This window comes from Salmonella sp. 2020_1459 (assembly GCF_043847915.1).
GTDB classification, from domain to species: Bacteria; Pseudomonadota; Gammaproteobacteria; order Enterobacterales; family Enterobacteriaceae; genus Salmonella; species Salmonella enterica.
In genome coordinates, this window is sequence record NZ_JBCMFA010000003.1 from 1 (window position 1) to 23320 (window position 23320).

The following is a 23320-nucleotide window of genomic DNA, read 5'->3' on the forward strand; positions in this document are numbered from 1 at the left end:
AGGCCTGCCGCCAGCGTTCAATCTGAGCCATGATCAAACTCTTCAATTTAAAAGTTTGATGCTCAAAGAATTAAACTTCGTAATGAATTACGTGTTCACTCTTGAGACTTGGTATTCATTTTTCGTCCGAGGACGTTAAGAATCCGTATCTTCGAGTGCCCACACAGATTGTCTGATAAATTGTTAAAGAGCAGGTGCGACGCGGCTTTCAGCTCACCGTCGCGAGGTGGCGTATATTACGCTTTCCTCTTTTTGAGTCAAGCCTTTATTTTCGCTTTCCTCACAGACTTCTTAATGAAGCCTTTCTGACCCGGCGGCCTGTATGCCGTTGTTCCGTGTCAGTGGTGGCGCATTATAGGGAGTTATTAGAGCCTGACAAGACCTAAATGCAAAAAAAAGCTCAACCGTTCACTTTTCAAACAACATTTGAACCAAAAGCCTATTTTCGCCTGGTTTTTAAACAAAAACGAGCCCGTCAGGGCCCGTTTTATTCAAATTTGTGACTTACTGCACTGCCACAATACGATCATCATTGGCTTCAAGGCGAATCACTTTGCCAGGAACCAGTTCACCAGACAGGATTTGCTGCGCCAGTGGGTTTTCGATCTGCTGTTGAATAGCACGTTTTAACGGACGCGCCCCGTAGACCGGATCGTAACCGTTGGCGCTCAACAGTTTCAGCGCCTCATCGGAGATATGGATTTCATAACCACGTTCTTCCAGACGTTTGTACAGACGCTGCAGCTGGATCTGAGCAATAGAAGCGATGTGTTGCTCACCTAACGGATGGAATACCACAACTTCATCAATACGGTTGATAAATTCCGGACGGAAGTTTTGGCTAACCACACCCAGCACCATCTCTTTCATTCGACCGTAATCCAGTTCGCCAAAGCGCTCCTGAATGAGATCGGAACCGAGGTTAGAAGTCATAATGACCACCGTATTACGGAAGTCGACCGTTCTCCCCTGCCCGTCAGTCAGCCGACCGTCGTCCAGCACCTGCAACAGAATGTTGAATACATCCGGATGCGCTTTTTCTACTTCATCCAACAAGATGACGGAATAAGGACGACGGCGTACCGCTTCCGTCAAATAACCGCCTTCTTCATAGCCGACATATCCCGGAGGCGCCCCGACCAAACGAGACACGGAGTGTTTCTCCATAAACTCAGACATGTCGATACGCACCATCGCGTCGTCGCTGTCGAACATAAAGTTAGCCAGCGCTTTACACAGTTCGGTTTTACCGACCCCCGTCGGCCCAAGGAACAGGAAGGAACCAATCGGACGGTTCGGATCGGACAGCCCCGCGCGGCTACGACGTATGGCGTTCGATACTGCTTCAACGGCTTCATTCTGCCCGATCACACGGCTGTGTAACTCTTGTTCCATACGCAACAGTTTTTCACGTTCGCCTTCCAGCATTCTGGCAACCGGAATACCGGTCCAGCGCGCCAGCACTTCGGCAATTTCCGCATCCGTTACTTTGTTACGTAACAGACGCATGGTTTTACCTTCCGACTGGGTCGCGGCTTCCAACTGTTTTTCCAGCTCCGGAATTTTGCCGTACTGCAATTCAGACATTCGCGCCAGGTCGCCAACGCGACGCGCCTGCTCGATGGCAATCTTCGCCTGCTCCAGCTCCGCTTTAATAGTTTGCGTACCAGAGAGCGACGCTTTTTCCGCTTTCCACTCTTCTTCTAACTCAGAATACTGGCGCTCTTTGTCGTCCAGTTCTTCATTCAGCATATCAAGACGTTTTTTACTCGCCTCGTCAGACTCTTTCATCAACGCCTGCTGTTCCAGTTTGAGCTGAATAATGCGGCGGTCGAGTCTGTCCAGCTCCTCCGGCTTAGAGTCAATCTGCATACGAATGCTGGATGCCGCTTCATCGATCAGGTCGATAGCTTTATCCGGCAACTGACGGTCGGCGATATAGCGGTGAGATAATGTTGCCGCCGCCACAATCGCCGGGTCAGTGATCTGCACATGGTGGTGCAGCTCGTAACGTTCTTTCAGGCCACGCAGAATAGCGATGGTGTCTTCCACTGAAGGTTCTGCGACAAACACTTTTTGAAAACGACGTTCCAGCGCCGCGTCTTTTTCAATGTACTGACGGTATTCATCCAGCGTGGTGGCGCCCACACAGTGCAGTTCACCACGCGCCAGCGCCGGTTTCAGCATATTCCCGGCGTCCATTGCGCCATCAGCCTTACCTGCGCCAACCATGGTGTGCAGCTCGTCAATAAACAGGATGACGTTGCCTTCCTGTTTTGCCAGATCGTTCAGCACGCCTTTCAGACGCTCTTCAAATTCGCCGCGATATTTCGCCCCGGCCACCAGCGCGCCCATATCCAGCGCCAGTACGCGGCGGCCTTTTAAGCCTTCAGGAACTTCACCATTAATAATGCGCTGCGCCAGCCCTTCAACAATTGCCGTTTTACCGACCCCAGGCTCACCGATTAACACCGGGTTGTTTTTAGTACGACGTTGCAGTACCTGAATGGTACGGCGAATTTCTTCATCACGACCAATTACCGGGTCAAGCTTGCCTTGTTCAGCCCGCTCGGTCAGATCGACGGTATATTTTTTCAAGGCCTGACGTTGGTCTTCAGCCCCTTGATCGTTCACGCTTTCACCTCCGCGCATCTGTTCAATTGCCTGAGTGATATTGGCCGTGGTCGCACCGGCTGATTTCAGCAGATCGGTTAACGTGCCGCGAGACTCAAGCGCCGCCAGAACAAACAGCTCTGACGAAATAAAATTGTCTCCCCGTTTTTGCGCCAGCTTGTCGCAAAGGTTCAGTACGCGTACCAGTTCCGAAGAAGGCTGTACGTCGCCGCCGGTGCCTTCCACCTGCGGTAAACGGCTCAGCGCCTGATCGATAGCGGTGCGCAACTGGCCAGCATTAATGCCGGCGGAGGTTAATAAAGGACGTATCGATCCCCCTTCCTGGTTCAGCAAGGCGCTCATTAAATGAAGAGGTTCGATGAATTGGTTGTCGTGCCCCAGCGCGAGCGACTGGGCATCGGCAAGAGCAAGCTGGAATTTGTTAGTAAGACGATCCAGACGCATAACTCCTCCCATAACAGGTCAAAATTGCTACTGGAGATTAAATGAGGTCATCCCTCAATTATTCAAGGTGAATGACCTGAATTATGTGAAAAGAAAGTTACCCGTACCGGATCGTCTTGATTCTTTAGGTTATATCAGCCAAATAAAACTTGCCATACGACCTGTCGTCTTGTCGCGACGATAAGAGAAGAAAGTCTCACTTTCGCTAAAGGTGCAGCGATCCCCGCCATAGACATGTTCAACGCCGGTATTCGCCAGACGTTGGCGTGCAAGCTGATAAATATCCGCCAGAAATTTTTCCCCGTGCGGCAAAAAAGCGCTATCGGCTTGCGCATCTTTTGCTAAAAATGCGTCACGCACTTCCGGCCCCACTTCAAACGCGGTCGGGCCGATCGCCGGACCTAACCAGGCGATGATATTTTCTGGTTTGTCAGCAAAGCAGGTGACAGTTTCCTCCAGTACGCCTTCACATAATCCGCGCCAGCCCGCATGAGCCGCCGCCACTTCTGTTCCCTCACGGTTACAGAATAGCACAGGCAGGCAGTCTGCCGTCATTACCGCGCAGACGGTTCCTGGCGTATTGCTGTAAGACGCATCCGCACGTTTGGAGGCATAAGGTTCTCCGGTAAGCCTCAACACATTTTTACCGTGAACCTGTTCAAGCCAGACAGGTTTCGAAGGCAGATTGCCCGCCGCAAACAGACGCTTGCGGTTCTCTTCAACATGCTCCGGGTTATCGCCGCAATGCGCGCCCAGATTCAGCGAGTCGTAAGGCGGTAAACTCACCCCGCCAATACGGGTAGAACTACAGGCTGCGACGCCTTTCGGCAGCGGCCACTGCGGGACAATCAGTGCATTCATAACCAGTCCACATCATCTTTATGATCTTCGAAATCGGCGCGCATCGCATCGATAAGGTCCACCATATCTTGTGGAATCGGCGCGTGCCACTCCATTTCGATACCCGATACAGGATGGTAGAGACGCAGCATCGTTGCATGAAGCGCCTGGCGGTCAAACTTACGCAGAGTGGAAATAAACTCTTCCGATGCGCCTTTCGGTGGACGTGGACGACCACCGTAGACCTGATCGCCCACTAACGGGTGCGTAATATGCGCCATATGCACGCGGATCTGGTGCGTACGCCCGGTCTCCAGACGCAACCTAAGACGCGTGTGCACACGGAAATGTTCCATAATGCGGTAGTGGGTCACCGCCGGTTTGCCCATGGGATGCACCGACATATGGGTACGTTTGGTCGGGTGACGACTGATGGGTTCATTCACCGTTCCTCCCGCCGTCATATGTCCGATCGCGACCGCTTCATATTCGCGGGTGATCTCGCGCAGCTGCAAAGACTCCACCAGGCGCGTTTGCGCCGGAACGGTTTTGGCCACCACCATCAGCCCCGTCGTGTCCTTATCCAGACGATGCACAATGCCCGCGCGCGGAACATCCGCAATCGGCGGATAATAATGTAGCAACGCGTTCAGTACCGTACCGTCCGGGTTACCCGCGCCAGGATGTACCACCAGATCGCGTGGTTTGTTGATAACCAGAATATCGTCATCTTCATAAACAATATCTAACGGGATATCCTGCGCTTCAAAACGAATCTCTTCGTCGATCTCCGCATCAATAGCCACCCGCTCGCCGCCTAACACTTTTTCTTTTGGCTTATCGCAAAGTTGACCATTGACCAACACGCGCTGATTCAAAATCCATTCTTTTATACGCGAACGTGAATAATCCGGGAACATTTCGGCCAAAGCCTGATCTAAGCGTTGACCGAGTTGGTTTTCGGAGACCGTTGCGGTGAGTTGTACTCGTTGTGCCATATACAGCTTCTTCGTTTAACGTTGGGTTTTACGGCTTTGCCGTTTAATATAGTGTGCTATTGTAGCTGGTCTTAACCGGGAGCAGGAACAGAGAATCTCCCGTAAAACATTTTGAGGAAAGTCAAAACGTCATGACGCGCATGAAATATCTGGTGGCAGCAGCCACGTTGAGCCTGTTTCTGGCGGGTTGCTCGGGTTCAAAGGAAGAGGTGCCCGATAATCCGCCGAATGAAATCTACGCGACTGCTCAGCAAAAGCTGCAGGACGGTAACTGGAAACAGGCAATAACGCAATTGGAAGCGTTAGATAATCGTTATCCATTCGGACCGTATTCTCAGCAGGTGCAGTTGGATCTTATCTACGCCTATTACAAAAACGCCGATTTGCCGCTAGCGCAGGCCGCCATCGATCGTTTTATGCGTCTTAATCCAACGCACCCTAATATTGACTATGTCATGTACATGCGCGGCCTGACGAACATGGCGCTGGATGATAGCGCGCTGCAAGGTTTCTTTGGCGTCGATCGCAGCGATCGCGATCCGCAACATGCGCGGGCGGCGTTCAATGACTTTTCGAAACTGGTACGCAGCTATCCTAATAGCCAGTACACCACCGATGCCACTAAGCGTCTGGTATTCCTGAAAGACCGTCTGGCGAAATATGAATATTCCGTCGCAGAGTACTATACCGCGCGCGGCGCATGGGTTGCGGTCGTAAACCGGGTAGAAGGTATGCTACGCAATTATCCTGATACGCAGGCCACGCGCGATGCGTTGCCGCTGATGGAAAACGCCTATCGTCAGATGCAGCTGAATGCGCAGGCTGACAAAGTCGCGAAAATTATTGCCGCTAACAGCAAAAACACCTGAAGCAATACAGACAAGCAAAACGGCAGCCTTCCGGCTGCCGTTTTTTTATTCGATATCTGATGCAACAGAAATGATTTCACTGCAACGCATCCAGTCAAATATGGCCTGCTTTCACCCATTCCTCAAGTAAAAGATCGCTTCTTCCTGCGATGCCTCACAAAAAGTTCGCCTTGACAAAAAGTGACAAAATAATGTGATTTACATCACACATTTTGACATTAAGAACGGTATGCTGGAATCACCAAGACGGGAAAGACAAGAGGTAAAATTTATGACAATGAACATTACCAGTAAACAAATGGAAATTACTCCGGCAATCCGCCAACATGTCGCAGACCGTCTCGCCAAACTGGAAAAATGGCAAACTCACCTGATTAATCCTCATATCATTCTGTCTAAAGAGCCACAGGGCTTTATTGCTGACGCCACCATTAATACACCGAACGGACATCTGGTCGCCAGCGCAAAACACGAAGATATGTACACCGCTATTAATGAATTGATCAACAAGCTGGAACGGCAGCTCAATAAAGTGCAGCACAAAGGCGAAGCCCGTCGTGCCACCGCATCGGTGAAAGATGCCAGCTTCGTCGAAGCAGAAGAAGAGTAGTCCCTTACATTGAGTGTATCGCCAACGCGCCTTCGGGCGCGTTTTTTGTTGACAGGATTAAAACAGTACGGGTACTGTACTTACGTACACAAAGGAAACAGTTATGAAGCTAACCCGGTTTTTCTTCGCATTCTTTTTTATCTTCCCCTGACCGGGAGGCGTTTCGTCATGTGATAAAGAATGCGAAGACGAACAAGAAGGCCTCCCCCACCGGGAGGCCTTTTTTATTGATAACAAAAAAGGCAACACTATGACATCGGAAAACCCATTACTGGCGCTGCGAGATAAAATCAGCGCTTTAGACGAAGAGCTACTGGCCTTACTGGCAAAACGACGCGCGCTGGCGATTGAAGTGGGACAAGCAAAACTACTGTCGCATCGTCCGGTTCGGGATATCGATCGTGAACGCGCGCTGCTGGACAGACTCATCCATCTCGGTAAAGCCCACCATCTCGACGCACACTACATTACCCGTCTGTTCCAGCTTATCATTGAAGACTCCGTGCTTACTCAGCAGGCGCTGCTGCAACAACATCTGAATAATACTCACCCTCATTCGGCACGTATTGCGTTTCTTGGGCCGAAAGGCTCCTATTCTCATCTCGCGGCGCGCCAGTATGCTGCACGCCATTTTGAGCAATTTATTGAGAGCGGTTGCGCAAAATTCACCGATATTTTTCATCAGGTCGAAACCGGCCAGGCCGATTACGCCGTGGTTCCGATAGAGAACACCAGCTCCGGCGCTATCAACGATGTGTACGACTTATTGCAACACACCAGTCTGTCAATTGTCGGTGAGATGACCGTCACTATCGATCACTGCGTGCTGGTTTCCGGCGCTACGGATCTGAATACCATCGAAACGGTGTACAGCCATCCGCAGCCTTTCCAGCAGTGCAGTAAGTTTTTGAGCCGCTATCCGCACTGGAAAATCAACTATACCGAGAGTACGTCGGCAGCGATGGAAAAAGTCGCGCAGGCGAACTCTCCGCGCGTCGCGGCGCTCGGCAGCGAGGCAGGTGGCATGTTGCACGGATTACAGGTGCTGGAACGCATCGCCGCAAACCAGACGCAGAATATCACCCGCTTTCTGGTACTGGCGCGCAAAGCCATTAATGTTTCCGATCAGGTTCCGGCAAAAACCACTCTGTTAATCGCCACCGGGCAGCAAGCTGGCGCGCTGGTCGAAGCGCTGCTGGTGCTGCGTAACCACAATCTCATCATGACGAAACTGGAGTCGCGCCCCATTCACGGCAATCCGTGGGAAGAGATGTTTTATCTCGATATTCAGGCGAACCTGGAGTCGCAGGTAATGCAAAGCGCGCTAAAAGAGCTGGGCGAGATCACGCGCTCAATGAAAGTGCTTGGCTGCTATCCCAGCGAAAACGTCGTGCCGGTAGAACCTGCCTGACGTTCAATAAAACGGCTTTTCTTCATCCCTGCGACGGCTACCTGCAGGGTGAAGATGGCGCCGGAGAGCGGATAATCCGCCACTTCCTGAGCAGACATATTTTCTCTGGTAGTTGTAATAAACAGCGTTTTCATATCTGCGCCGCCAAAGCAAACCATCGTCGGACAACGTACCGGCAACCGGTACTCTTCCAGCTGCTCTCCTTGCGGTGAGAAACGCGCCACGCGCCAGCCGTCAAACATCGCGCTCCAGTAGCACCCTTCGCTATCCATCGCCGCGCCGTCGGGAAGTCCTTCTCCTTCGCCAAAATGGCGAAAAAGTTCACGCTTGCCCGGATCGCCATGCTTATCAAGTAACGTGCGGTATATCACGCCATTCGGCGTATCGGAGGTATACATCCACTGGTTATCCGGGCTGAACGCCAGGCCGTTGTGTCCCTGGATATCGCACTGGATCACTTTTGCCGTCAGGTCATGATCGATCCGCATCAGCAACGCGCCATTATAGTCACCTGGCGCCCAGAACGTTCCGGCATAAAAACGTCCATCGCCATCAGTGCCGCCATCGTTGAAACGCGCCAGTTTCGTATTAGAGGGATTGTCGCAAACCTTACGCTGCAATAATCCATTTTTATCGGCCAGCCAGATAGCATGACGCATGGCCACAATAAATCCGCCCTGCTCACGCAAGGCAAAACAGCCCACCTCTTCCGGAAACGCCAGCACGCTATGCGTCCCGCTCGCCGGATGGTAACGATGGATCTCCTGTTCCAGGATATCGGTCCAATACAGCGCGCTTTCATCCTCGCTCCATGTGGGGCATTCTGGTAGATGTCCGACATAATCAAATAAAACGTGCGGCGTAGTCATAACGGTTCCTTAAACGAAAAAAGCCAGCAAAGCTGGCTTTTAGTATAGATGTCATCATTATGGTCGGCTGTCATTCGCCTGACGCAATAACACACGGCTTTCATTCTGGAAGCGTCTGGCATAATCGCCAAACCAGTGTTCAACTTTGCGAAAACTGTCGATAAAAGCCTGCTTATCACCCTGTTCCAGTAACCCGATCGCATCGCCAAAACGTTTATAGTAACGCTTGATAAGCGCCAGATTGCGCTCCGACGACATAATAATGTCCGCATACAGCTGCGGGTCCTGGGCGAACAGACGCCCGACCATCGCCAGCTCCAGTCGATAAATCGGCGATGAAAGCGCCAGAAGCTGCTCAAGCTGGACGTTCTCTTCCGCCAGATGCAGCCCATAAGCGAAGGTAGCAAAGTGGCGCAACGCCTGGATAAAAGCCATGTTCTGATCGTGCTCGACTGCGCTAATTCGATGCAACCGCGCGCCCCACACCTGGATTTGCTCAAGGAACCACTGATACGCTTCCGGTTGACGCCCATCACACCAGACCACCACCTGCTTCGCCAGGCTCCCGCTGTCCGGGCCAAACATCGGATGCAAGCCCAACACGGGGCCATCATGGGCCGCCAACATTGCCTGTAACGGATCGCTTTTCACCGATGCCAGATCGACCAGAATACAGTCGGACGGCAGGGGCGGCAGTTGCGCTATGACCTGTTCAGTAACATGAATCGGCACGCTGACGATCACCATTCCGGCATCGGCGACAATGTCCCTGGCGCGCGGCCAGTCCTGCTGTTCCAGAATACGGACCTGATAGCCCGACAGCGTGAGCATTTTTTCAAACAGACGCCCCATCTGTCCGCCGCCGCCCACAATGACGACCGGACGCAGAGAAGGACAAAGCGTTTTGAACCCCTTATCATTTTCGCTGGAGTAAGATTCACGCATTACCCGGCGCAGGACATCTTCAATGAGATCGGGCGGGACACCGATCGCTTCTGCTTCCGCCCGTCGTGAAGCCAGCATAGAGGCCTCACGCTCCGGCACGTAAATAGGCAGGCCAAAACGGCTTTTCACCTCGCCGACTTTGGCAACCAGTTCCAGGCGCTTAGCCAGTAAATTCAACAACGCTTTATCGACATCATCTATTTGATCGCGTAACGCGGTCAATTCAGCAACCATAACAACCTCTTATGCGACGCGCACCGCCAGCTGGCCGCTCAAATCTTTATGAATTTCACGTAACAGGGCATCGGTCATCTCCCAGCTAATACAAGCATCGGTGACGGAAACGCCATACTTCATTTCGCTGCGCGGCTGTTCGGAAGACTGATTACCCTCATGAATATTACTTTCAATCATTAAGCCAATGATTGAACGATTGCCATCTTTAATCTGCGCAACCACAGATTCGGCAACGGCTGGCTGGCGGCGATAATCTTTATTGGAGTTACCATGACTGCAATCTACCATCAGCGAAGGACGTAGTCCCGCCTGTTCCATCTCTTTTTCACACTGAGCGACATCTGCCGGGCTATAGTTTGGCGCTTTGCCGCCACGCAAAATCACATGGCCATGCGGATTTCCCTGGGTTTGCAATAACGCAACCTGACCGGCCTGGTTAATGCCAACAAAACGATGAGGTTGCGCAGCGGCGCGCATGGCGTTAATCGCTGTCGCCAGGCTGCCATCCGTGCCGTTTTTAAAGCCGACCGGCATAGAAAGACCAGACGCCATTTCGCGGTGGGTTTGCGATTCGGTTGTGCGCGCCCCTATCGCCGACCAGCTAAACAGATCGCCCAGGTATTGCGGGCTGTTCGGATCCAACGCTTCGGTCGCCAATGGCAACCCCATATTCACCAGTTCCACCAGTAGCTGACGCGCTATTTTCAACCCGGCTTCCACATCAAATGAGCCATCCATGTGAGGATCGTTAATCAGCCCTTTCCAGCCGACGGTAGTTCGCGGCTTTTCAAAATAGACGCGCATTACCAGATAGAGGCTATCGCTGACCTCTGCGGCAAGGGCTTTAAATCGACGGGCATATTCCAGAGCGGTTTCAGGATCGTGAATAGAACAAGGACCGCATACCACCAACAGACGCGGATCGCGCCCGGCAATAATGTCAGAAATGATTCCCCGGGACTGCGCTATCTGCGCTTCCTGCGCCAGACTCAAAGGAAAGGCCGCTTTAAGCTGCTCCGGCGTCATTAATACCTGTTCATCGGTGATACGTACGTTATTCAGCGCGTCTTTTTGCATGATGGCGATCCTGTCTTTTCTTGTTTGCGATAGTTGATCCTCCACGAGGATGTTTAAACCATACCACAAAAAGTAAAGATTTCAATCCATATTACGTAAAATAAACTTTACACCATGCACAATCGTCGATTAAACCCCCTCATTTCGTATCAAAAACTTTACACAACAAGTGAATTATTTTATTCCCAGCCTCAGAAAAGCGGTAAAATGAGCGATGCTCGCTATTTTTTGATTATTTTTTCTCCGCACACATATTTTTACTTTCTGATATAGGGTGATTAATACCATTATCACAAGAATTTAATATCAGGGATATCACTTAAATTATTCATATTATCAATAAGACATAATGACGATATGGCAAAATAATGTTATTTTGCTACAAACAATCACGGATGTATTTTAATGCTTTACGACTGAAGATGGTGGGGACTTGTTAATGCGTTTTTCTCACCGATTTATCCTTCTGTTATCGCTATTATTAGCAAGCTTGCCTCTGTATGCTCAACGCGTCACGGAAGAAGAGAAATCCGTACGCGCCATCGTCTCCGGTATCGTCAGTTATACACACTGGCCGGCGTTATCCGGGCCGCCAAGGCTATGCATATTTTCATCTGCGCGTTTTGTCAGGGTACTTAGCGAAGAGGCTGACTGGGCTTTCCCTTATCAACCGCTTGTCATCCGTACCACACAGGAAGCCCTGAGCGCCCGCTGTGATGGTTTTTACTTTGGCAATGAATCGCCAGCTTATCAGGTGGAGTTAACGCGTCATTATCCAGTTAATGCCTTGTTATTAATTGCCGAGCAAAATACCGAATGTATTATTGGCAGCGCATTTTGTCTGATCATTAACAATGATGAAGTCAAATTTTCCGTCAACCTGGACTCCCTCTCGCATAGCGGCGTGAGAGTGAATCCAGAAGTATTAATGCTTGCACGGAATCAAAAGCATGAATAAGGAATTTTCTCTGTCCAGACCAACATTTAAACGCACACTACGGCGGATTAGTATAATCAGCGTGCTGCTTACAATGACATTGATCTGGCTATTAATTTGCGTTGCGTCTGTCCTTACGCTCAAACAGTATGCGCAAAAAAATCTCGATTTGACCGCCGCCACAATGGCCCATAGCCTTGAAGCGGCACTGGTATTTTCCGATAACGCGGCCGCAGCGGAAACGCTCGCCACACTGGGACGCCAGGGACAATTTTCAGCGGCGGAGGTCCGCGATAAAAATGGCCGTACTATCGCTTCATGGCGCTATGATGCGCGAGCCGCAGACGATAAGCTCATCGGCTTAATTAGCCACTGGCTTTTTCCATTGCCGGTATCGCAACCCGTCTGGCACAACGGCAGGGCTATCGGCGAAGTACGGCTTGTCGCCCGCGACAGCCTTATTGGTCATTTTATCTGGCTATCGCTGGCAGTGCTGACAGGATGTATTCTGCTGGCATCCGGCATTGCCCTGCTGCTCACGCGTTATTTACACAATGGCGTTGTGGATGCGCTGCAAAATATTACTGAAGTTGTACACGACGTTCGCACTAACCGAAATTTTTCACGCCGGGTACCTGATGAGCGTATTGCGGAATTTCACCTGTTTGCGCAGGATTTCAATAGCCTTCTGGATGAGATGGAAGAATGGCAGCTACGGCTTCAGGCTAAAAATGCCCAGTTACTGCGTACCGCGCTGCACGATCCGCTGACGGGGCTTGCCAATCGCGCGGCATTTCGCAGCTGTATTAACGCGCTGATGAAGGACAATTCCGCTCGTAGCAGTTCGGCATTGTTATTTCTGGATGGCGATAACTTTAAATATATTAATGATACCTGGGGACATGCGGCAGGCGACCGCGTACTTATAGAGGTTGCCAAAAGATTAGCGGAATTCGGTGGTAGCCGTTATCAAACTTACCGACTCGGCGGCGATGAATTTGCGATGGTGCTTTACGATGTACATTCGGAGTATGAAGTACAACGTATTTGCGCAGCGCTATCCCAGGCGTTTAATCGACCTTTTGAACTGCATAACGGCCAGCGGATAACGATGACCCTGAGTATTGGCTTTGCGCTGACATGGGAACATGCCACTGCCGAAAAACTACAAGAACTGGCCGATCGAAATATGTATCAGGCTAAACACCGGCGTGCGGAACGCTCGCTAAATTAAGGAACGGGCCTGGCCGTTTCTGACTCAGCGTTGAGACCACAGACCCGGCCTAATCATGCAACCGTCCATGGCGTGGAGCAACCCCATAAAAAAGGGGCCAGCGTAATGCCAGCCCCTTCTTTTCTACAAGCTTTCGGATGTTGCGAAAGCGCGTTCTTAGTTAAGACGCTCTTTGATACGAGCCGCTTTACCAGTACGCTCACGCAGGTAGTACAGTTTAGCTTTACGAACAGCACCACGACGTTTAACAGCAATGCTGTCAACTACCGGAGAGTGAGTCTGGAAGACACGCTCAACGCCTTCGCCGTTGGAAATTTTACGAACAGTGAATGCAGAGTGCAGACCGCGGTTACGAATAGCGATAACCACGCCCTCGAATGCCTGCAGACGTTTCTTGGTACCTTCAACAACCCATACTTTCACTTCCACGGTATCGCCCGGACGGAAGGAAGGTACGTTCTGCTTCATCTGCTCTTGTTCAAGTTGCTTAATAATGTTGCTCATAATTTAATCTCTTATCCTGGGTAAACTGATATTCGGGGGCCTATGCCATCCCATCATGTTTATGCTGCTGTTGTGCGTGTTCTGTTTTGAACTCCGCCAGCAACCTTGCTTGCTCTTCAGTCAGAGCCAGGTTTTCCAGAAGTTCAGGTCTTCTAAGCCAGGTTCGGCCCAGCGACTGTTTCAAACGCCAGCGACGTATCTCGGCATGGTTTCCCGACAGCAATACTGGCGGTACTTCCATCCCCTCTAACACTTCAGGGCGCGTATAGTGCGGACAATCCAGCAACCCATCAGCAAACGAATCTTCGATTGCTGATGCCTCATGCCCCAGAACCCCCGGTATAAACCGGGCGACGGAGTCAATCAGCGTCATTGCCGGTAGTTCGCCACCGCTGAGAACGTAATCGCCAATTGACCATTCTTCGTCAATTTCGGTCTGAATTACGCGCTCATCTACGCCTTCGTAGCGACCACACACCAGAATGAGTTTCTGATTCGTGGCCAGCTCGCTAACGCCCGCTTGATCAAGCTTGCGTCCCTGAGGCGACAGATAAATCACTTTAGCGCCTTCACCTGCCGCGGCTTTTGCTGCGTGAATGGCGTCCCGCAAGGGTTGCACCATCATTAACATCCCTGGTCCGCCGCCGTAAGGACGATCGTCCACGGTACGGTGCCGGTCATGCGTGAAGTCGCGAGGACTCCAGCTTTGGATGTTCAGCAGGCCTTTTTTTACTGCCCGGCCAGTTACCCCGTAATCGGTAATTGCGCGGAACATTTCAGGAAACAGGCTAACGATGCCAATAAACACAAGCCAATCCCCATAACGCCATTTATTACCGTTTATTCGGTGGTTTAAAAACCAGGATCCCAGTCTACTTCGATAGTACGAGTAGCGAGATCGACTTTCTTGATAACCTGCCCATCGAGGAACGGTACTAGTCGTTCCTTGATACCAAATGCATCTTTCAGGTTCGCCTTAATGACGAGAACGTCATTCGACCCGGTTTCCATCATGTCGATAACTTTACCGAGATCGTAGCCTTCAGCGGTGACTACCTGGCAGCCCATCAGGTCTTTCCAGTAGTAGTCTCCCTCCTCAAGCGCAGGAAGTTGCGAGGAATCCACGACAATTTCGCAATTTGTCAGAAGATTCGCGGCATCTCGATCGTCAACGCCTTTCAGCTTGATGATCAGATCCTGATTGTGGTGCTTCCAGCTTTCCAGCTGTACCTGCTGCCACTGACCCGCCTTCTGGATAAACCAGGGCTGATAGTCAAAAATGCTTTCGGCGTCTTCAGTGGAGGAAAACACTCTGAGCCAACCACGGATACCGTATGAAGAACCCATTTTCCCCAGTACAACCGGTTCAGCGGGTACTTGTGCGGCGAGTTGCTTGCTCATCATGACCACCGTGACAGATTAAGCTGCTTTTTTTACTTCTTTGATCAGCGCCGCAACGCGATCGGAAATGGTTGCGCCCTGGCCAACCCAGTGAGCGATGCGATCCAGATCCAGGCGGGTGCCTTCTTCTTTTTCGCTAGCGATTGGGTTGAAGAAACCAACGCGCTCAATGAAGCGACCGTTGCGTGCATTACGGCTGTCGGTGACAACAACCTGGTAGAACGGACGCTTTTTAGCGCCGTGACGAGCTAAACGAATAGTTACCATAACATCCTCTTGTGTGAATAAAACAACCGGGCCCCATCGAGGAACGGAGCCCGGCGTCATATTAAAAGCCCGAAAATTTTACTGATTTCTGGGAGAATTGCAATCAACAGTTAATAACTCTGCTGTAGAAGGCCGTCGGCGGCGCAGCGAGTTCGGTACCGGCGTGCGCGCAGCCACCGCAGCGTACACGCAGTACGTGAGGATGGCGAGCACACCCCGGTGCCGAAATAGCAAGTGAGCCAGGCCGGGAAATTAGCGACCCGGGAAGCCTGGCGGCATCATCCCCTTCATACTCCGCATCATCTTCGCCATCCCGCCCTTCTTCATTTTCTTCATCATGCGCTGCATGTCGTCGAACTGTTTCAGAAGGCGGTTAACGTCCTGCACCTGCATCCCACAGCCCTGCGCGATACGACGCTTGCGGGAACCTTTGATGATTTCCGGCTTCGCGCGCTCTTTCAGCGTCATCGAATTGATGATCGCTTCCATACGCACCAGCACCTTGTCATCCATCTGCGATTTAACGTTGTCCGGAATCTGCCCCATGCCCGGTAATTTGCCCATCAGACTGGCCATACCGCCCATGTTTTTCATCTGTTTGAGCTGTTCCAGGAAGTCGTTCAGGTCGAAACCGTCGCCTTTCTTCAGTTTGGTCGCCAGCTTCTCAGCCTGTGCGCGGTCAACTTTGCTTTCGATATCTTCGATAAGAGACAGTACGTCGCCCATGCCGAGAATACGCGAGGCGATACGATCCGGGTGGAACGGCTCCAGCGCGTCGGTTTTCTCGCCGACACCGAGGAATTTAATCGGCTTGCCGGTGATATGACGAATAGAGAGCGCCGCACCGCCACGCGCATCACCATCAACTTTGGTCAGCACCACGCCGGTTAACGGCAGCGCTTCGTTAAAGGCTTTTGCGGTATTCGCCGCATCCTGACCGGTCATCGCATCGACGACAAACAGCGTTTCTACTGGCTTGATAGAAGCGTGGACCTGTTTGATTTCGTCCATCATCGCTTCGTCAACGTGCAGACGACCGGCGGTATCCACCAGCAGCACGTCGTAGAATTTGAGCTTCGCTTCTTTCAGCGCGGCGTTGACGATATCAACCGGTTTCTGGCCGACATCAGACGGGAAGAAATCCACGCCAACCTGCTCAGCCAGCGTTTCGAGCTGTTTGATCGCCGCCGGGCGATAGACGTCGGCAGAGACGACCAGCACTTTCTTCTTGTGCTTCTCGCGCAAGAATTTACCCAACTTACCGACGCTGGTGGTTTTACCCGCCCCCTGCAGACCCGCCATCAATACTACGGCTGGCGGCTGCGCAGCTAAATTCAGCGTCTGGTTCTCTTCGCCCATCGCCGCAACCAGTTCGCTACGGACAATCTTGACGAACTCCTGCCCTGGGGTCAGGCTCTTGTTAACTTCATGACCAACCGCTTTCTCTTTTACGCGATTGATGAACTCACGCACTACCGGCAGCGCAACGTCAGCCTCCAGCAGCGCCATGCGCACTTCGCGCAGCGTCTCTTTAACGTTGTCTTCAGTAAGGCGCCCACGGCCACTGATATTGCGCAGCGTGCGCGACAAACGATCGGTTAAATTATCAAACATTGTCTCTCGCCTGGGGTGGAAACGGTTGGTCGCCGCAGCGACACAGTTACAGAATTTCGCCACAGTATACCATGAAGCCGTCTTTGTTGTTATGCAACGGTTGGAGCTGCGGTCACGTAACGCTATACTGCTTCTCTTTCTCACTGGTCAACTGTCGACACAACTATGCCCGTTTTTGCTTTACTTGCCCTTGTCGCCTACTCCTTCAGCCTCGCGCTGATCGTTCCCGGACTGTTGCAAAAAAACAGCGGCTGGCGGCGTATGGCTATTCTTTCTGCGGTCATCGCGCTGGTGTGCCATGCTGTCGCGCTGGAATCGCGTATTCTGCCCGGCGGCGACAGTGGACAAAACCTGAGCCTGCTGAATGTCGGTTCGCTGGTCAGTCTGATGATCTGCACGGTGATGACCATTGTCGCGTCGCGTAATCGCGGCTGGCTACTTCTGCCCATTGTCTATGCTTTTGCGCTGATTAACCTGGCCTTCGCCACGTTCATGCCTAATGAATATATTACGCATCTGGAAGCGACCCCAGGCATGATGGTGCACATCGGTCTGTCGCTTTTCTCTTACGCGACGCTGATAATCGCCGCGCTGTATGCGCTACAACTGGCGTGGATCGACTATCAGTTGAAGAACAAAAAGCTGGCGTTTAGTAATGAAATGCCGCCATTGATGAGCATTGAGCGCAAAATGTTTCATATTACGCAGATTGGCGTCGTACTGCTGACCCTTACTCTGTGTACCGGCCTGTTTTACATGCATAACCTGTTCAGTACTGAAAATATTGATAAAGCCGTGCTCTCTATCGTGGCATGGTTTGTCTATATCGTTCTGCTGTGGGGGCATTACCATGAAGGCTGGCGGGGTCGGCGGGTCGTGTGGTTTAACGTCGCAGGCGCGGGTATTCTGACGCTGGCCTATTTTGGTAGCCGCATATTACAGCAATTTGTAAGCTAAGCTTTTAAAGGAGTTTCCCCTGGAACACATCTCCACCACCACGCTGATTATCATATTAATCATCATGGTGGTCATCTCGGCCTATTTTTCCGGTTCCGAAACTGGAATGATGACGCTAAACCGTTACCGTTTACGCCATATGGCGAAGCAAGGTAATCGCTCGGCAAAACGGGTAGAAAAATTACTGCGTAAACCCGACCGACTGATAAGCCTGGTGCTGATCGGCAATAACCTGGTCAACATTCTTGCCTCGGCGCTCGGCACGATTGTGGGTATGCGGCTTTACGGCGACGCTGGCGTGGCTATCGCCACCGGGGTACTGACGTTTGTCGTGTTAGTTTTTGCCGAAGTCCTGCCCAAAACTATCGCCGCGCTCTATCCGGAAAAAGTGGCCTATCCCAGCAGCTTCCTGCTGGCGCCGTTACAGATACTGATGATGCCGCTGGTGTGGTTACTTAACACCATCACCCGCCTGCTGATGCGTCTGATGGGAATTAAAACGGACATCGTGGTTAGCGGGTCGTTAAGCAAAGAGGAATTACGCACTATCGTGCATGAATCCCGTTCGCAAATCTCTCGCCGCAATCAGGATATGCTGCTGTCGGTTCTCGACCTGGAAAAGGTCAGCGTGGATGACATCATGGTGCCGCGTAATGAAATTATCGGGATCGATATCAATGACGACTGGAAGTCTATCGAGCGGCAGCTCACCCACTCGCCGCACGGACGCATTGTGCTCTATCGCGATTCGCTGGATGACGCCATCAGTATGCTGCGCGTGCGTGAAGCCTGGCGGTTAATGGCCGAGAAAAAAGAGTTCACCAAAGAGATGATGCTGCGCGCCGCCGATGAAATCTATTACGTCCCGGAAGGTACGCCGCTCAGTACACAACTGATTAAATTTCAGCGCAATAAAAAGAAAGTCGGACTGGTCGTCAACGAATATGGCGATATCCAGGGGCTGGTCACCGTGGAAGATATTCTCGAAGAGATCGTCGGCGACTTCACCACATCGATGTCGCCGACACTGGCGGAAGAGGTCACGCCGCAAAACGACGGTTCGGTCATTATTGACGGTACCGCCAACGTCCGGGAAATCAATAAAGCGTTTAACTGGCACCTGCCGGAAGATGACGCGCGCACCGTCAATGGGGTGATTCTGGAGGCGCTGGAGGAAATTCCGGTTGCTGGCACGCGCGTGCGCATTGAGCAGTACGATATCGATATTCTCGATGTACAGGAAAATATGATTAAGCAGGTAAAGGTTGTACCGGTAAAACCGCTGCGCGAGAGTGTGGCGGAGTAACACAATGGCGAACTCCGGTTCGCCTTTTTTATCGCCGTCTTTTAAGATTCCATCAATTCCTGCCATTTACTTAACAATGCAATAATGTCTTTTCAGGCATTCAGAAAGGATATTGATGTTATGTCAGAAAATTATGTAATTGAATGGGATAAGAATTTTGCAGACGACCTCAACGTCGTCGCCAACGTTTTTTTATCGCACAACCCAACCTTATGGCCCACTATTTTCTCTCAACTTTCGACGCAACCTGAAATCTTTGAAGACGAAGATGAAGACGAATATGGGTTGCAGGACGTCCTGGATTGTAGCGGTGGCGATCTCGGAAATAACGAGCTGGCACAGGCATTTTTACAAGTTCTACGCGGCGAAGGATTTATTCACCTCGTTGACTGGAAAGGTGAAGATGAAGAAGGCGAACTGGCTAATTTTGCCGCAGATCGCTTTTATGAACTCACAAAAAACCTGACGGATTCTGAGGAATTAAGAAATCTTCTTGTCGAAATAACCCAAGAGGATGAAATCTCCGATGTCTGTGAAGCCGGGGACCGTTACCTTGACGAGATCTTTGAGCGCATCCAGACCGAACTCAATAAGAGGGGCTTCCAGATTTTTGATCTGAATGAAGGATCTGACACCTATAATATGGTCGTTCTGCCAATGAGCGAATATAAAAAAATAGAGGACTTCAACACGCCGTGGCTGGAAGTGCAGGATTTTTTAAGCTAAAAAAATGGCCGACTTTACATCGGCCATCAGACTTTTACTTCGCCTTCGCTACAGTCACCATCGCCGCGCGAATGGTACGACCGTTCAGCGTATAGCCTTTCTGCATAATACCCAGCACATTGCCTGCCGGAACCTCTTCCGACTCCACCATCGCAATCGCCTGATGCACGTTCGGGTCCAGCGGCACGTTGGTCTCAGCAATCACTTCCACGCCGAACTTACGCACCACATCCAGCATAGACTTCAGCGTCAGCTCAATCCCTTCGACCATTGCCGCCATATCCGGATTGGCTTTGTCTGCGACTTCCAGCGCGCGATCCAGGCTATCGATGACCGGCAGCAATTCGTTGACGAACTTCTCGAGAGCGAATTTATGCGCTTTTTCGATATCCTGTTCAGTACGACGGCGCAGGTTTTCCATTTCCGCTTTGATACGCAACACGGTGTCGCGTTCGCGAGTCTGGGCTTCTGCAAGCTGAACTTCCAGATTCGCAATTTTTTCATCGCGCGGATCCACCTGCTCAGCAGAATCGTTTGGTTCAACTGCCTCAACCTCTTCGTGCTGATCCATGATAATTTCTTCCGGGGCTTGCCCCTCAGGCGTTTTCTGTTCTTTACTACTCATGAATTTCTCCGCGTTTTTTTTCGCATTCATCTCGCTAACTTCGCTTATTATGGGGATCAGATTCAGGGTTTCAAGGGAAGTACTCACATTGTCATCAATCTTCGCTACAAGGACCTCAGAAAAATGAATAATCATTTCAAGTGTATTGGCATTGTGGGGCATCCGCGTCATCCCACCGCACTCACGACACATGAAATGCTCTACCGTTGGCTATGCGATCAGGGTTATGAGGTCATTGTGGAGCAACAAATCGCCCACGAATTACAGCTAAAAAATGTGCCAACCGGCACGCTGGCGGAAATTGGTCAACAGGCGGATCTGGCGGTAGTTGTGGGCGGCGACGGCAATATGCTTGGCGCAGCGCGTACGCTGGCGCGTTATGACATCAATGTGATTGGCATTAACCGCGGTAATCTTGGCTTCCTGACCGATCTCGATCCGGACAACGCCCTACAACAATTATCTGATGTGCTGGAAGGGCGCTATATCTCCGAAAAACGTTTTCTGCTGGAAGCGCAGGTCTGCCAACAGGAGCGCCAGAAGCGTATCAGCACAGCCATTAATGAAGTGGTGCTGCATCCGGGAAAAGTGGCGCATATGATCGAATTCGAGGTTTATATTGATGAAACCTTCGCTTTTTCACAGCGATCTGATGGTCTGATCATTTCTACGCCGACCGGCTCCACCGCCTATTCGCTCTCCGCAGGCGGCCCTATTCTGACCCCTTCACTGGATGCCATCACCCTGGTGCCGATGTTCCCGCATACCTTGTCGGCGCGCCCGTTAGTCATTAACAGCAGTAGCACGATTCGTCTGCGTTTTTCGCATCGCCGTAGCGATCTGGAAATTAGCTGCGACAGTCAGATAGCGCTGCCTATTCAGGAAGGAGAAGATGTGCTGATTCGCCGCTGCGACTACCATCTCAACCTGATACATCCCAAAGACTATAGCTATTTCAATACATTAAGCACAAAACTCGGTTGGTCAAAAAAATTATTCTAATTTTACGTTAGCCTCTTTACTGTATAAAAAACCAGTTTATACTGTATTTAATTACAGTCATGGTTTTTCATACAGGAAAACAGCTATGTTGGCGCAACTGACCATCAGCAATTTTGCTATCGTTCGTGAGCTTGAGATCGATTTTCAGAGCGGAATGACCGTCATTACTGGTGAAACCGGCGCGGGTAAATCTATTGCGATTGATGCCCTGGGTCTGTGTCTGGGCGGTCGCGCTGAGGCCGATATGGTCCGTACCGGAGCGACCCGCGCCGATTTGTGTGCCCGCTTTGCGCTGAAAGACACGCCTGCGGCATTGCGCTGGCTGGAAGAAAACCAGCTTGAAGAAGGTCGCGAATGCTTACTTCGCCGCGTTATCAGCAGCGATGGTCGCTCACGGGGCTTTATTAACGGCACCGCTGTGCCCCTGTCTCAATTGCGCGAGCTCGGTCAGTTGCTGATTCAAATTCACGGTCAACATGCGCACCAGCAGCTTACCAAACCCGAACAGCAAAAATCGCTGCTGGATAGCTATGCCAACGAAGCCGCTTTAGCGCAGCAGATGGCTGCTCGCTACCAATTATGGCATCAAAGCTGCCGCGATCTCGCCCATCACCAGCAACAAAACCAGGAACGCGCCGCGCGCGCGGAACTGCTGCAATATCAGTTAAAAGAGTTGAACGACTTTAATCCGCAGGCCGGCGAATTCGAGCAAATTGACGAAGAGTACAAACGGCTGGCCAACAGCGGGCAGTTGCTTACGACCAGCCAGAACGCTCTGGCGCTACTCGCGGACGGCGAAGACGTTAACCTGCAAAGCCAGTTATATAGCGCAAAACAACTGGTTAGCGAGCTGGTAGGTATGGACAGCAAGCTTTCCGGCATCCTGGATATGCTGGAAGAAGCCACTATCCAACTCACCGAAGCCAGCGATGAATTACGCCACTATTGCGAGCGTCTGGATTTAGACCCCAATCGCCTGTTTGAGCTTGAACAGCGCATCGCTAAACAAATTTCGCTGGCGCGAAAACATCACGTCAGCCCGGAAGCGCTGCCGCAGCTTTATCAGTCACTGCTCGAAGAACAGCAGCAGCTCGACGATCAGGCCGATTCGCTGGAAACGCTAACGCTGGCGGTTAATAAGCATCACCAACAAGCGCTGGAAACGGCGCAAGCGCTGCATCAACAGCGTCAGTTTTACGCCCAGGAGCTGGGGCAGTTGATCACTGAAAGTATGCATTTACTTTCGATGCCGCACGGTCTGTTTACTATCGACGTGAAATTTGATGAGCATCATCTGAGCAACGACGGCGCCGATCGCGTGGAGTTTAAAGTGACGACAAACCCGGGTCAGCCGCTGCAGCCTATCGCTAAAGTCGCGTCTGGCGGTGAACTGTCGCGCATTGCGCTGGCTATTCAGGTGATTACCGCGCGCAAAATGGAAACGCCGGCGCTAATTTTTGACGAGGTCGATGTTGGCATCAGCGGCCCAACCGCCGCCGTGGTCGGTAAACTCCTGCGTCAGCTTGGCGAATCCACTCAGGTGATGTGCGTCACTCACCTGCCACAGGTAGCCGGGTGCGGTCACCAGCACTTCTTTGTCAGTAAAGAAACAGACGGGGCAATGACCGAAACCCATATGCAACCTTTGGATAAACGTGCGCGTTTACAGGAACTGGCCCGCCTGTTGGGAGGAAGTGAAGTTACGCGTAATACGCTGGCAAACGCAAAAGAACTGCTGGCGGCGTAAACTTTTTTATCTCCCGAAGGTCTGAGTTCACAACAAAAACGCCGTAAGACCCGACAGCAAAAGGTT

The 23320-nt window shown here is 51.4% G+C and carries 23 protein-coding genes and 1 other annotated feature; of the genes, 11 read left to right on the forward strand and 12 right to left on the reverse strand.

Annotated features, from left to right (window positions below; all coding sequences use genetic code 11):
• Nucleotides 1-504 precede the first annotated feature (504 nt).
• The 3 genes from clpB to rluD all read right to left on the reverse strand — a co-directional run bounded on the left by clpB (nt 505) and on the right by rluD (nt 4916).
• A complete protein-coding gene (gene clpB / locus ACH0VJ_RS08490; protein ID WP_001235092.1) occupies nt 505-3078 on the reverse strand; it encodes an ATP-dependent chaperone ClpB in 2574 nt (857 codons plus the stop codon).
• A 129-nt stretch (nt 3079-3207) separates the two neighbouring features.
• Nucleotides 3208-3939 (reverse strand): purine nucleoside phosphorylase YfiH, encoded by a 732-nt coding sequence (gene yfiH / locus ACH0VJ_RS08495; RefSeq protein ID WP_000992639.1) that lies wholly within the window; start codon nt 3937-3939, stop codon nt 3208-3210.
• Nucleotides 3936-4916 (reverse strand): 23S rRNA pseudouridine(1911/1915/1917) synthase RluD, encoded by a 981-nt coding sequence (gene rluD / locus ACH0VJ_RS08500; RefSeq protein WP_000079130.1) that lies wholly within the window; start codon nt 4914-4916, stop codon nt 3936-3938. Before rluD ends, yfiH begins: the two co-directional genes overlap by 4 nt.
• 131 nt (nt 4917-5047) lie before the next feature.
• On the opposite strand from rluD, the gene bamD reads away from it, so the two are divergent.
• The 4 genes from bamD to pheA all read left to right on the forward strand — a co-directional run bounded on the left by bamD (nt 5048) and on the right by pheA (nt 7806).
• Nucleotides 5048-5785 (forward strand): outer membrane protein assembly factor BamD, encoded by a 738-nt coding sequence (bamD, locus tag ACH0VJ_RS08505; protein WP_000197660.1) that lies wholly within the window; start codon nt 5048-5050, stop codon nt 5783-5785.
• Nucleotides 5786-6056: 271 nt separating this feature from the next.
• The gene (gene raiA / locus ACH0VJ_RS08510; protein WP_000178449.1) at nt 6057-6395 is read left to right on the forward strand and encodes a ribosome-associated translation inhibitor RaiA; all 339 of its coding nucleotides are present in this window, start codon (nt 6057-6059) and stop codon (nt 6393-6395) included.
• A gap of 102 nt (nt 6396-6497) precedes the next feature.
• Nucleotides 6498-6623: a sequence feature (Phe leader region), on the forward strand.
• The gene (gene pheL, locus ACH0VJ_RS08515) at nt 6499-6546 is read left to right on the forward strand and encodes a pheA operon leader peptide PheL (protein ID WP_010989056.1); all 48 of its coding nucleotides are present in this window, start codon (nt 6499-6501) and stop codon (nt 6544-6546) included. It overlaps the preceding feature by 48 nt.
• A gap of 22 nt (nt 6624-6645) precedes the next feature.
• Nucleotides 6646-7806, forward strand: coding sequence for a bifunctional chorismate mutase/prephenate dehydratase (gene pheA, locus ACH0VJ_RS08520; RefSeq protein WP_000200083.1), 1161 nt, complete (start codon nt 6646-6648; stop codon nt 7804-7806).
• Here the strand turns inward: pheA and ACH0VJ_RS08525 are convergent.
• The 3 genes from ACH0VJ_RS08525 to aroF are packed head-to-tail and all read right to left on the reverse strand — an operon-like array spanning nt 7767 to nt 10934.
• Complete coding sequence (locus ACH0VJ_RS08525; protein ID WP_000210990.1) at nt 7767-8675, reverse strand: SMP-30/gluconolactonase/LRE family protein; 909 nt, start codon at nt 8673-8675, stop codon at nt 7767-7769. The two genes, pheA and ACH0VJ_RS08525, sit on opposite strands and share 40 nt — an antisense overlap.
• A 57-nt stretch (nt 8676-8732) precedes the next feature.
• On the reverse strand, nt 8733-9854 hold the full coding sequence (gene tyrA, locus ACH0VJ_RS08530; RefSeq protein WP_000225188.1) for a bifunctional chorismate mutase/prephenate dehydrogenase: 1122 nt from the start codon (nt 9852-9854) through the stop codon (nt 8733-8735).
• Between the two features lie 9 nt (nt 9855-9863).
• Nucleotides 9864-10934, reverse strand: coding sequence for a 3-deoxy-7-phosphoheptulonate synthase AroF (gene aroF / locus ACH0VJ_RS08535; RefSeq protein ID WP_001168062.1), 1071 nt, complete (start codon nt 10932-10934; stop codon nt 9864-9866).
• Between the two features lie 439 nt (nt 10935-11373).
• Here aroF and ACH0VJ_RS08540 point away from each other — a divergent pair, with 439 nt between their 5' ends.
• Nucleotides 11374-11892, forward strand: a complete 519-nt coding sequence (locus tag ACH0VJ_RS08540; protein ID WP_001212379.1) for a YfiR family protein — start codon at nt 11374-11376, stop codon at nt 11890-11892.
• Nucleotides 11885-13105 (forward strand): diguanylate cyclase DgcN, encoded by a 1221-nt coding sequence (gene dgcN / locus ACH0VJ_RS08545; protein WP_001030985.1) that lies wholly within the window; start codon nt 11885-11887, stop codon nt 13103-13105. Before ACH0VJ_RS08540 ends, dgcN begins: the two co-directional genes overlap by 8 nt.
• Nucleotides 13106-13261: 156 nt before the next feature.
• Here the strand turns inward: dgcN and rplS are convergent, their stop codons facing one another.
• The 5 genes from rplS to ffh all read right to left on the reverse strand — a co-directional run bounded on the left by rplS (nt 13262) and on the right by ffh (nt 16891).
• Nucleotides 13262-13609 (reverse strand): 50S ribosomal protein L19, encoded by a 348-nt coding sequence (rplS, locus tag ACH0VJ_RS08550; protein WP_000065257.1) that lies wholly within the window; start codon nt 13607-13609, stop codon nt 13262-13264.
• A 40-nt stretch (nt 13610-13649) separates the two neighbouring features.
• Complete coding sequence (gene trmD, locus ACH0VJ_RS08555) at nt 13650-14417, reverse strand: tRNA (guanosine(37)-N1)-methyltransferase TrmD (protein WP_000469807.1); 768 nt, start codon at nt 14415-14417, stop codon at nt 13650-13652.
• Between the two features lie 44 nt (nt 14418-14461).
• Nucleotides 14462-15010: a ribosome maturation factor RimM gene (gene rimM, locus ACH0VJ_RS08560; protein WP_000043266.1), complete on the reverse strand. Its 549-nt coding sequence runs from the start codon at nt 15008-15010 to the stop codon at nt 14462-14464.
• A gap of 18 nt (nt 15011-15028) precedes the next feature.
• The gene (gene rpsP, locus ACH0VJ_RS08565; protein WP_000256453.1) at nt 15029-15277 is read right to left on the reverse strand and encodes a 30S ribosomal protein S16; all 249 of its coding nucleotides are present in this window, start codon (nt 15275-15277) and stop codon (nt 15029-15031) included.
• Nucleotides 15278-15529: 252 nt separating this feature from the next.
• Nucleotides 15530-16891 carry a signal recognition particle protein gene (gene ffh, locus ACH0VJ_RS08570; protein ID WP_000460052.1) on the reverse strand — a complete coding sequence of 454 codons (1362 nt, stop codon included), beginning with the start codon at nt 16889-16891 and terminating at the stop codon, nt 15530-15532.
• Nucleotides 16892-17056: 165 nt separating this feature from the next.
• On the opposite strand from ffh, the gene ACH0VJ_RS08575 reads away from it, so the two are divergent.
• The 3 genes from ACH0VJ_RS08575 (at nt 17057) to ACH0VJ_RS08585 (ending at nt 19880) form a co-directional block, all read left to right on the forward strand.
• Nucleotides 17057-17848, forward strand: a complete 792-nt coding sequence (locus tag ACH0VJ_RS08575; RefSeq protein WP_001537507.1) for an inner membrane protein YpjD — start codon at nt 17057-17059, stop codon at nt 17846-17848.
• Nucleotides 17849-17867: 19 nt separating this feature from the next.
• Nucleotides 17868-19154 (forward strand): HlyC/CorC family transporter, encoded by a 1287-nt coding sequence (locus ACH0VJ_RS08580; RefSeq protein WP_127172650.1) that lies wholly within the window; start codon nt 17868-17870, stop codon nt 19152-19154.
• Nucleotides 19155-19274: 120 nt separating this feature from the next.
• Nucleotides 19275-19880, forward strand: a complete 606-nt coding sequence (locus ACH0VJ_RS08585) for a hypothetical protein (RefSeq protein WP_001294016.1) — start codon at nt 19275-19277, stop codon at nt 19878-19880.
• A gap of 34 nt (nt 19881-19914) precedes the next feature.
• Here the strand turns inward: ACH0VJ_RS08585 and grpE are convergent, their stop codons facing one another.
• Nucleotides 19915-20505 (reverse strand): nucleotide exchange factor GrpE, encoded by a 591-nt coding sequence (gene grpE, locus ACH0VJ_RS08590; protein ID WP_001518875.1) that lies wholly within the window; start codon nt 20503-20505, stop codon nt 19915-19917.
• 123 nt (nt 20506-20628) lie between these two features.
• Here grpE and nadK point away from each other — a divergent pair, with 123 nt between their 5' ends.
• Both nadK and recN read left to right on the forward strand, forming a co-directional pair.
• Entirely contained in the window at nt 20629-21507 is an 879-nt protein-coding gene (nadK, locus tag ACH0VJ_RS08595; RefSeq protein WP_001059160.1) for an NAD(+) kinase, read from the forward strand.
• Between the two features lie 85 nt (nt 21508-21592).
• Nucleotides 21593-23254, forward strand: a complete 1662-nt coding sequence (gene recN / locus ACH0VJ_RS08600; RefSeq protein ID WP_086048296.1) for a DNA repair protein RecN — start codon at nt 21593-21595, stop codon at nt 23252-23254.
• The last annotated feature ends 66 nt before the right edge of the window (nt 23255-23320 follow it).

Bases quoted from the DNA above. Each gene is read 5' to 3' on its own strand.
- clpB (WP_001235092.1), bottom strand. From the start codon at position 3,078: ATGCGTCTGGATCGTCTTACTAACAAATTCCAGCTTGCTCTTGCCGAT.
- yfiH (WP_000992639.1), bottom strand. From the start codon at position 3,939: ATGAATGCACTGATTGTCCCGCAGTGGCCGCTGCCGAAAGGCGTCGCA.
- rluD (WP_000079130.1), bottom strand. From the start codon at position 4,916: ATGGCACAACGAGTACAACTCACCGCAACGGTCTCCGAAAACCAACTC.
- bamD (WP_000197660.1), top strand. From the start codon at position 5,048: ATGACGCGCATGAAATATCTGGTGGCAGCAGCCACGTTGAGCCTGTTT.
- raiA (WP_000178449.1), top strand. From the start codon at position 6,057: ATGACAATGAACATTACCAGTAAACAAATGGAAATTACTCCGGCAATC.
- pheA (WP_000200083.1), top strand. From the start codon at position 6,646: ATGACATCGGAAAACCCATTACTGGCGCTGCGAGATAAAATCAGCGCT.
- ACH0VJ_RS08525 (WP_000210990.1), bottom strand. From the start codon at position 8,675: ATGACTACGCCGCACGTTTTATTTGATTATGTCGGACATCTACCAGAA.
- tyrA (WP_000225188.1), bottom strand. From the start codon at position 9,854: ATGGTTGCTGAATTGACCGCGTTACGCGATCAAATAGATGATGTCGAT.
- aroF (WP_001168062.1), bottom strand. From the start codon at position 10,934: ATGCAAAAAGACGCGCTGAATAACGTACGTATCACCGATGAACAGGTA.
- ACH0VJ_RS08540 (WP_001212379.1), top strand. From the start codon at position 11,374: ATGCGTTTTTCTCACCGATTTATCCTTCTGTTATCGCTATTATTAGCA.
- dgcN (WP_001030985.1), top strand. From the start codon at position 11,885: ATGAATAAGGAATTTTCTCTGTCCAGACCAACATTTAAACGCACACTA.
- rplS (WP_000065257.1), bottom strand. From the start codon at position 13,609: ATGAGCAACATTATTAAGCAACTTGAACAAGAGCAGATGAAGCAGAAC.
- rimM (WP_000043266.1), bottom strand. From the start codon at position 15,010: ATGAGCAAGCAACTCGCCGCACAAGTACCCGCTGAACCGGTTGTACTG.
- rpsP (WP_000256453.1), bottom strand. From the start codon at position 15,277: ATGGTAACTATTCGTTTAGCTCGTCACGGCGCTAAAAAGCGTCCGTTC.
- ffh (WP_000460052.1), bottom strand. From the start codon at position 16,891: ATGTTTGATAATTTAACCGATCGTTTGTCGCGCACGCTGCGCAATATC.
- ACH0VJ_RS08575 (WP_001537507.1), top strand. From the start codon at position 17,057: ATGCCCGTTTTTGCTTTACTTGCCCTTGTCGCCTACTCCTTCAGCCTC.
- ACH0VJ_RS08585 (WP_001294016.1), top strand. From the start codon at position 19,275: ATGTCAGAAAATTATGTAATTGAATGGGATAAGAATTTTGCAGACGAC.
- grpE (WP_001518875.1), bottom strand. From the start codon at position 20,505: ATGAGTAGTAAAGAACAGAAAACGCCTGAGGGGCAAGCCCCGGAAGAA.
- nadK (WP_001059160.1), top strand. From the start codon at position 20,629: ATGAATAATCATTTCAAGTGTATTGGCATTGTGGGGCATCCGCGTCAT.
- recN (WP_086048296.1), top strand. From the start codon at position 21,593: ATGTTGGCGCAACTGACCATCAGCAATTTTGCTATCGTTCGTGAGCTT.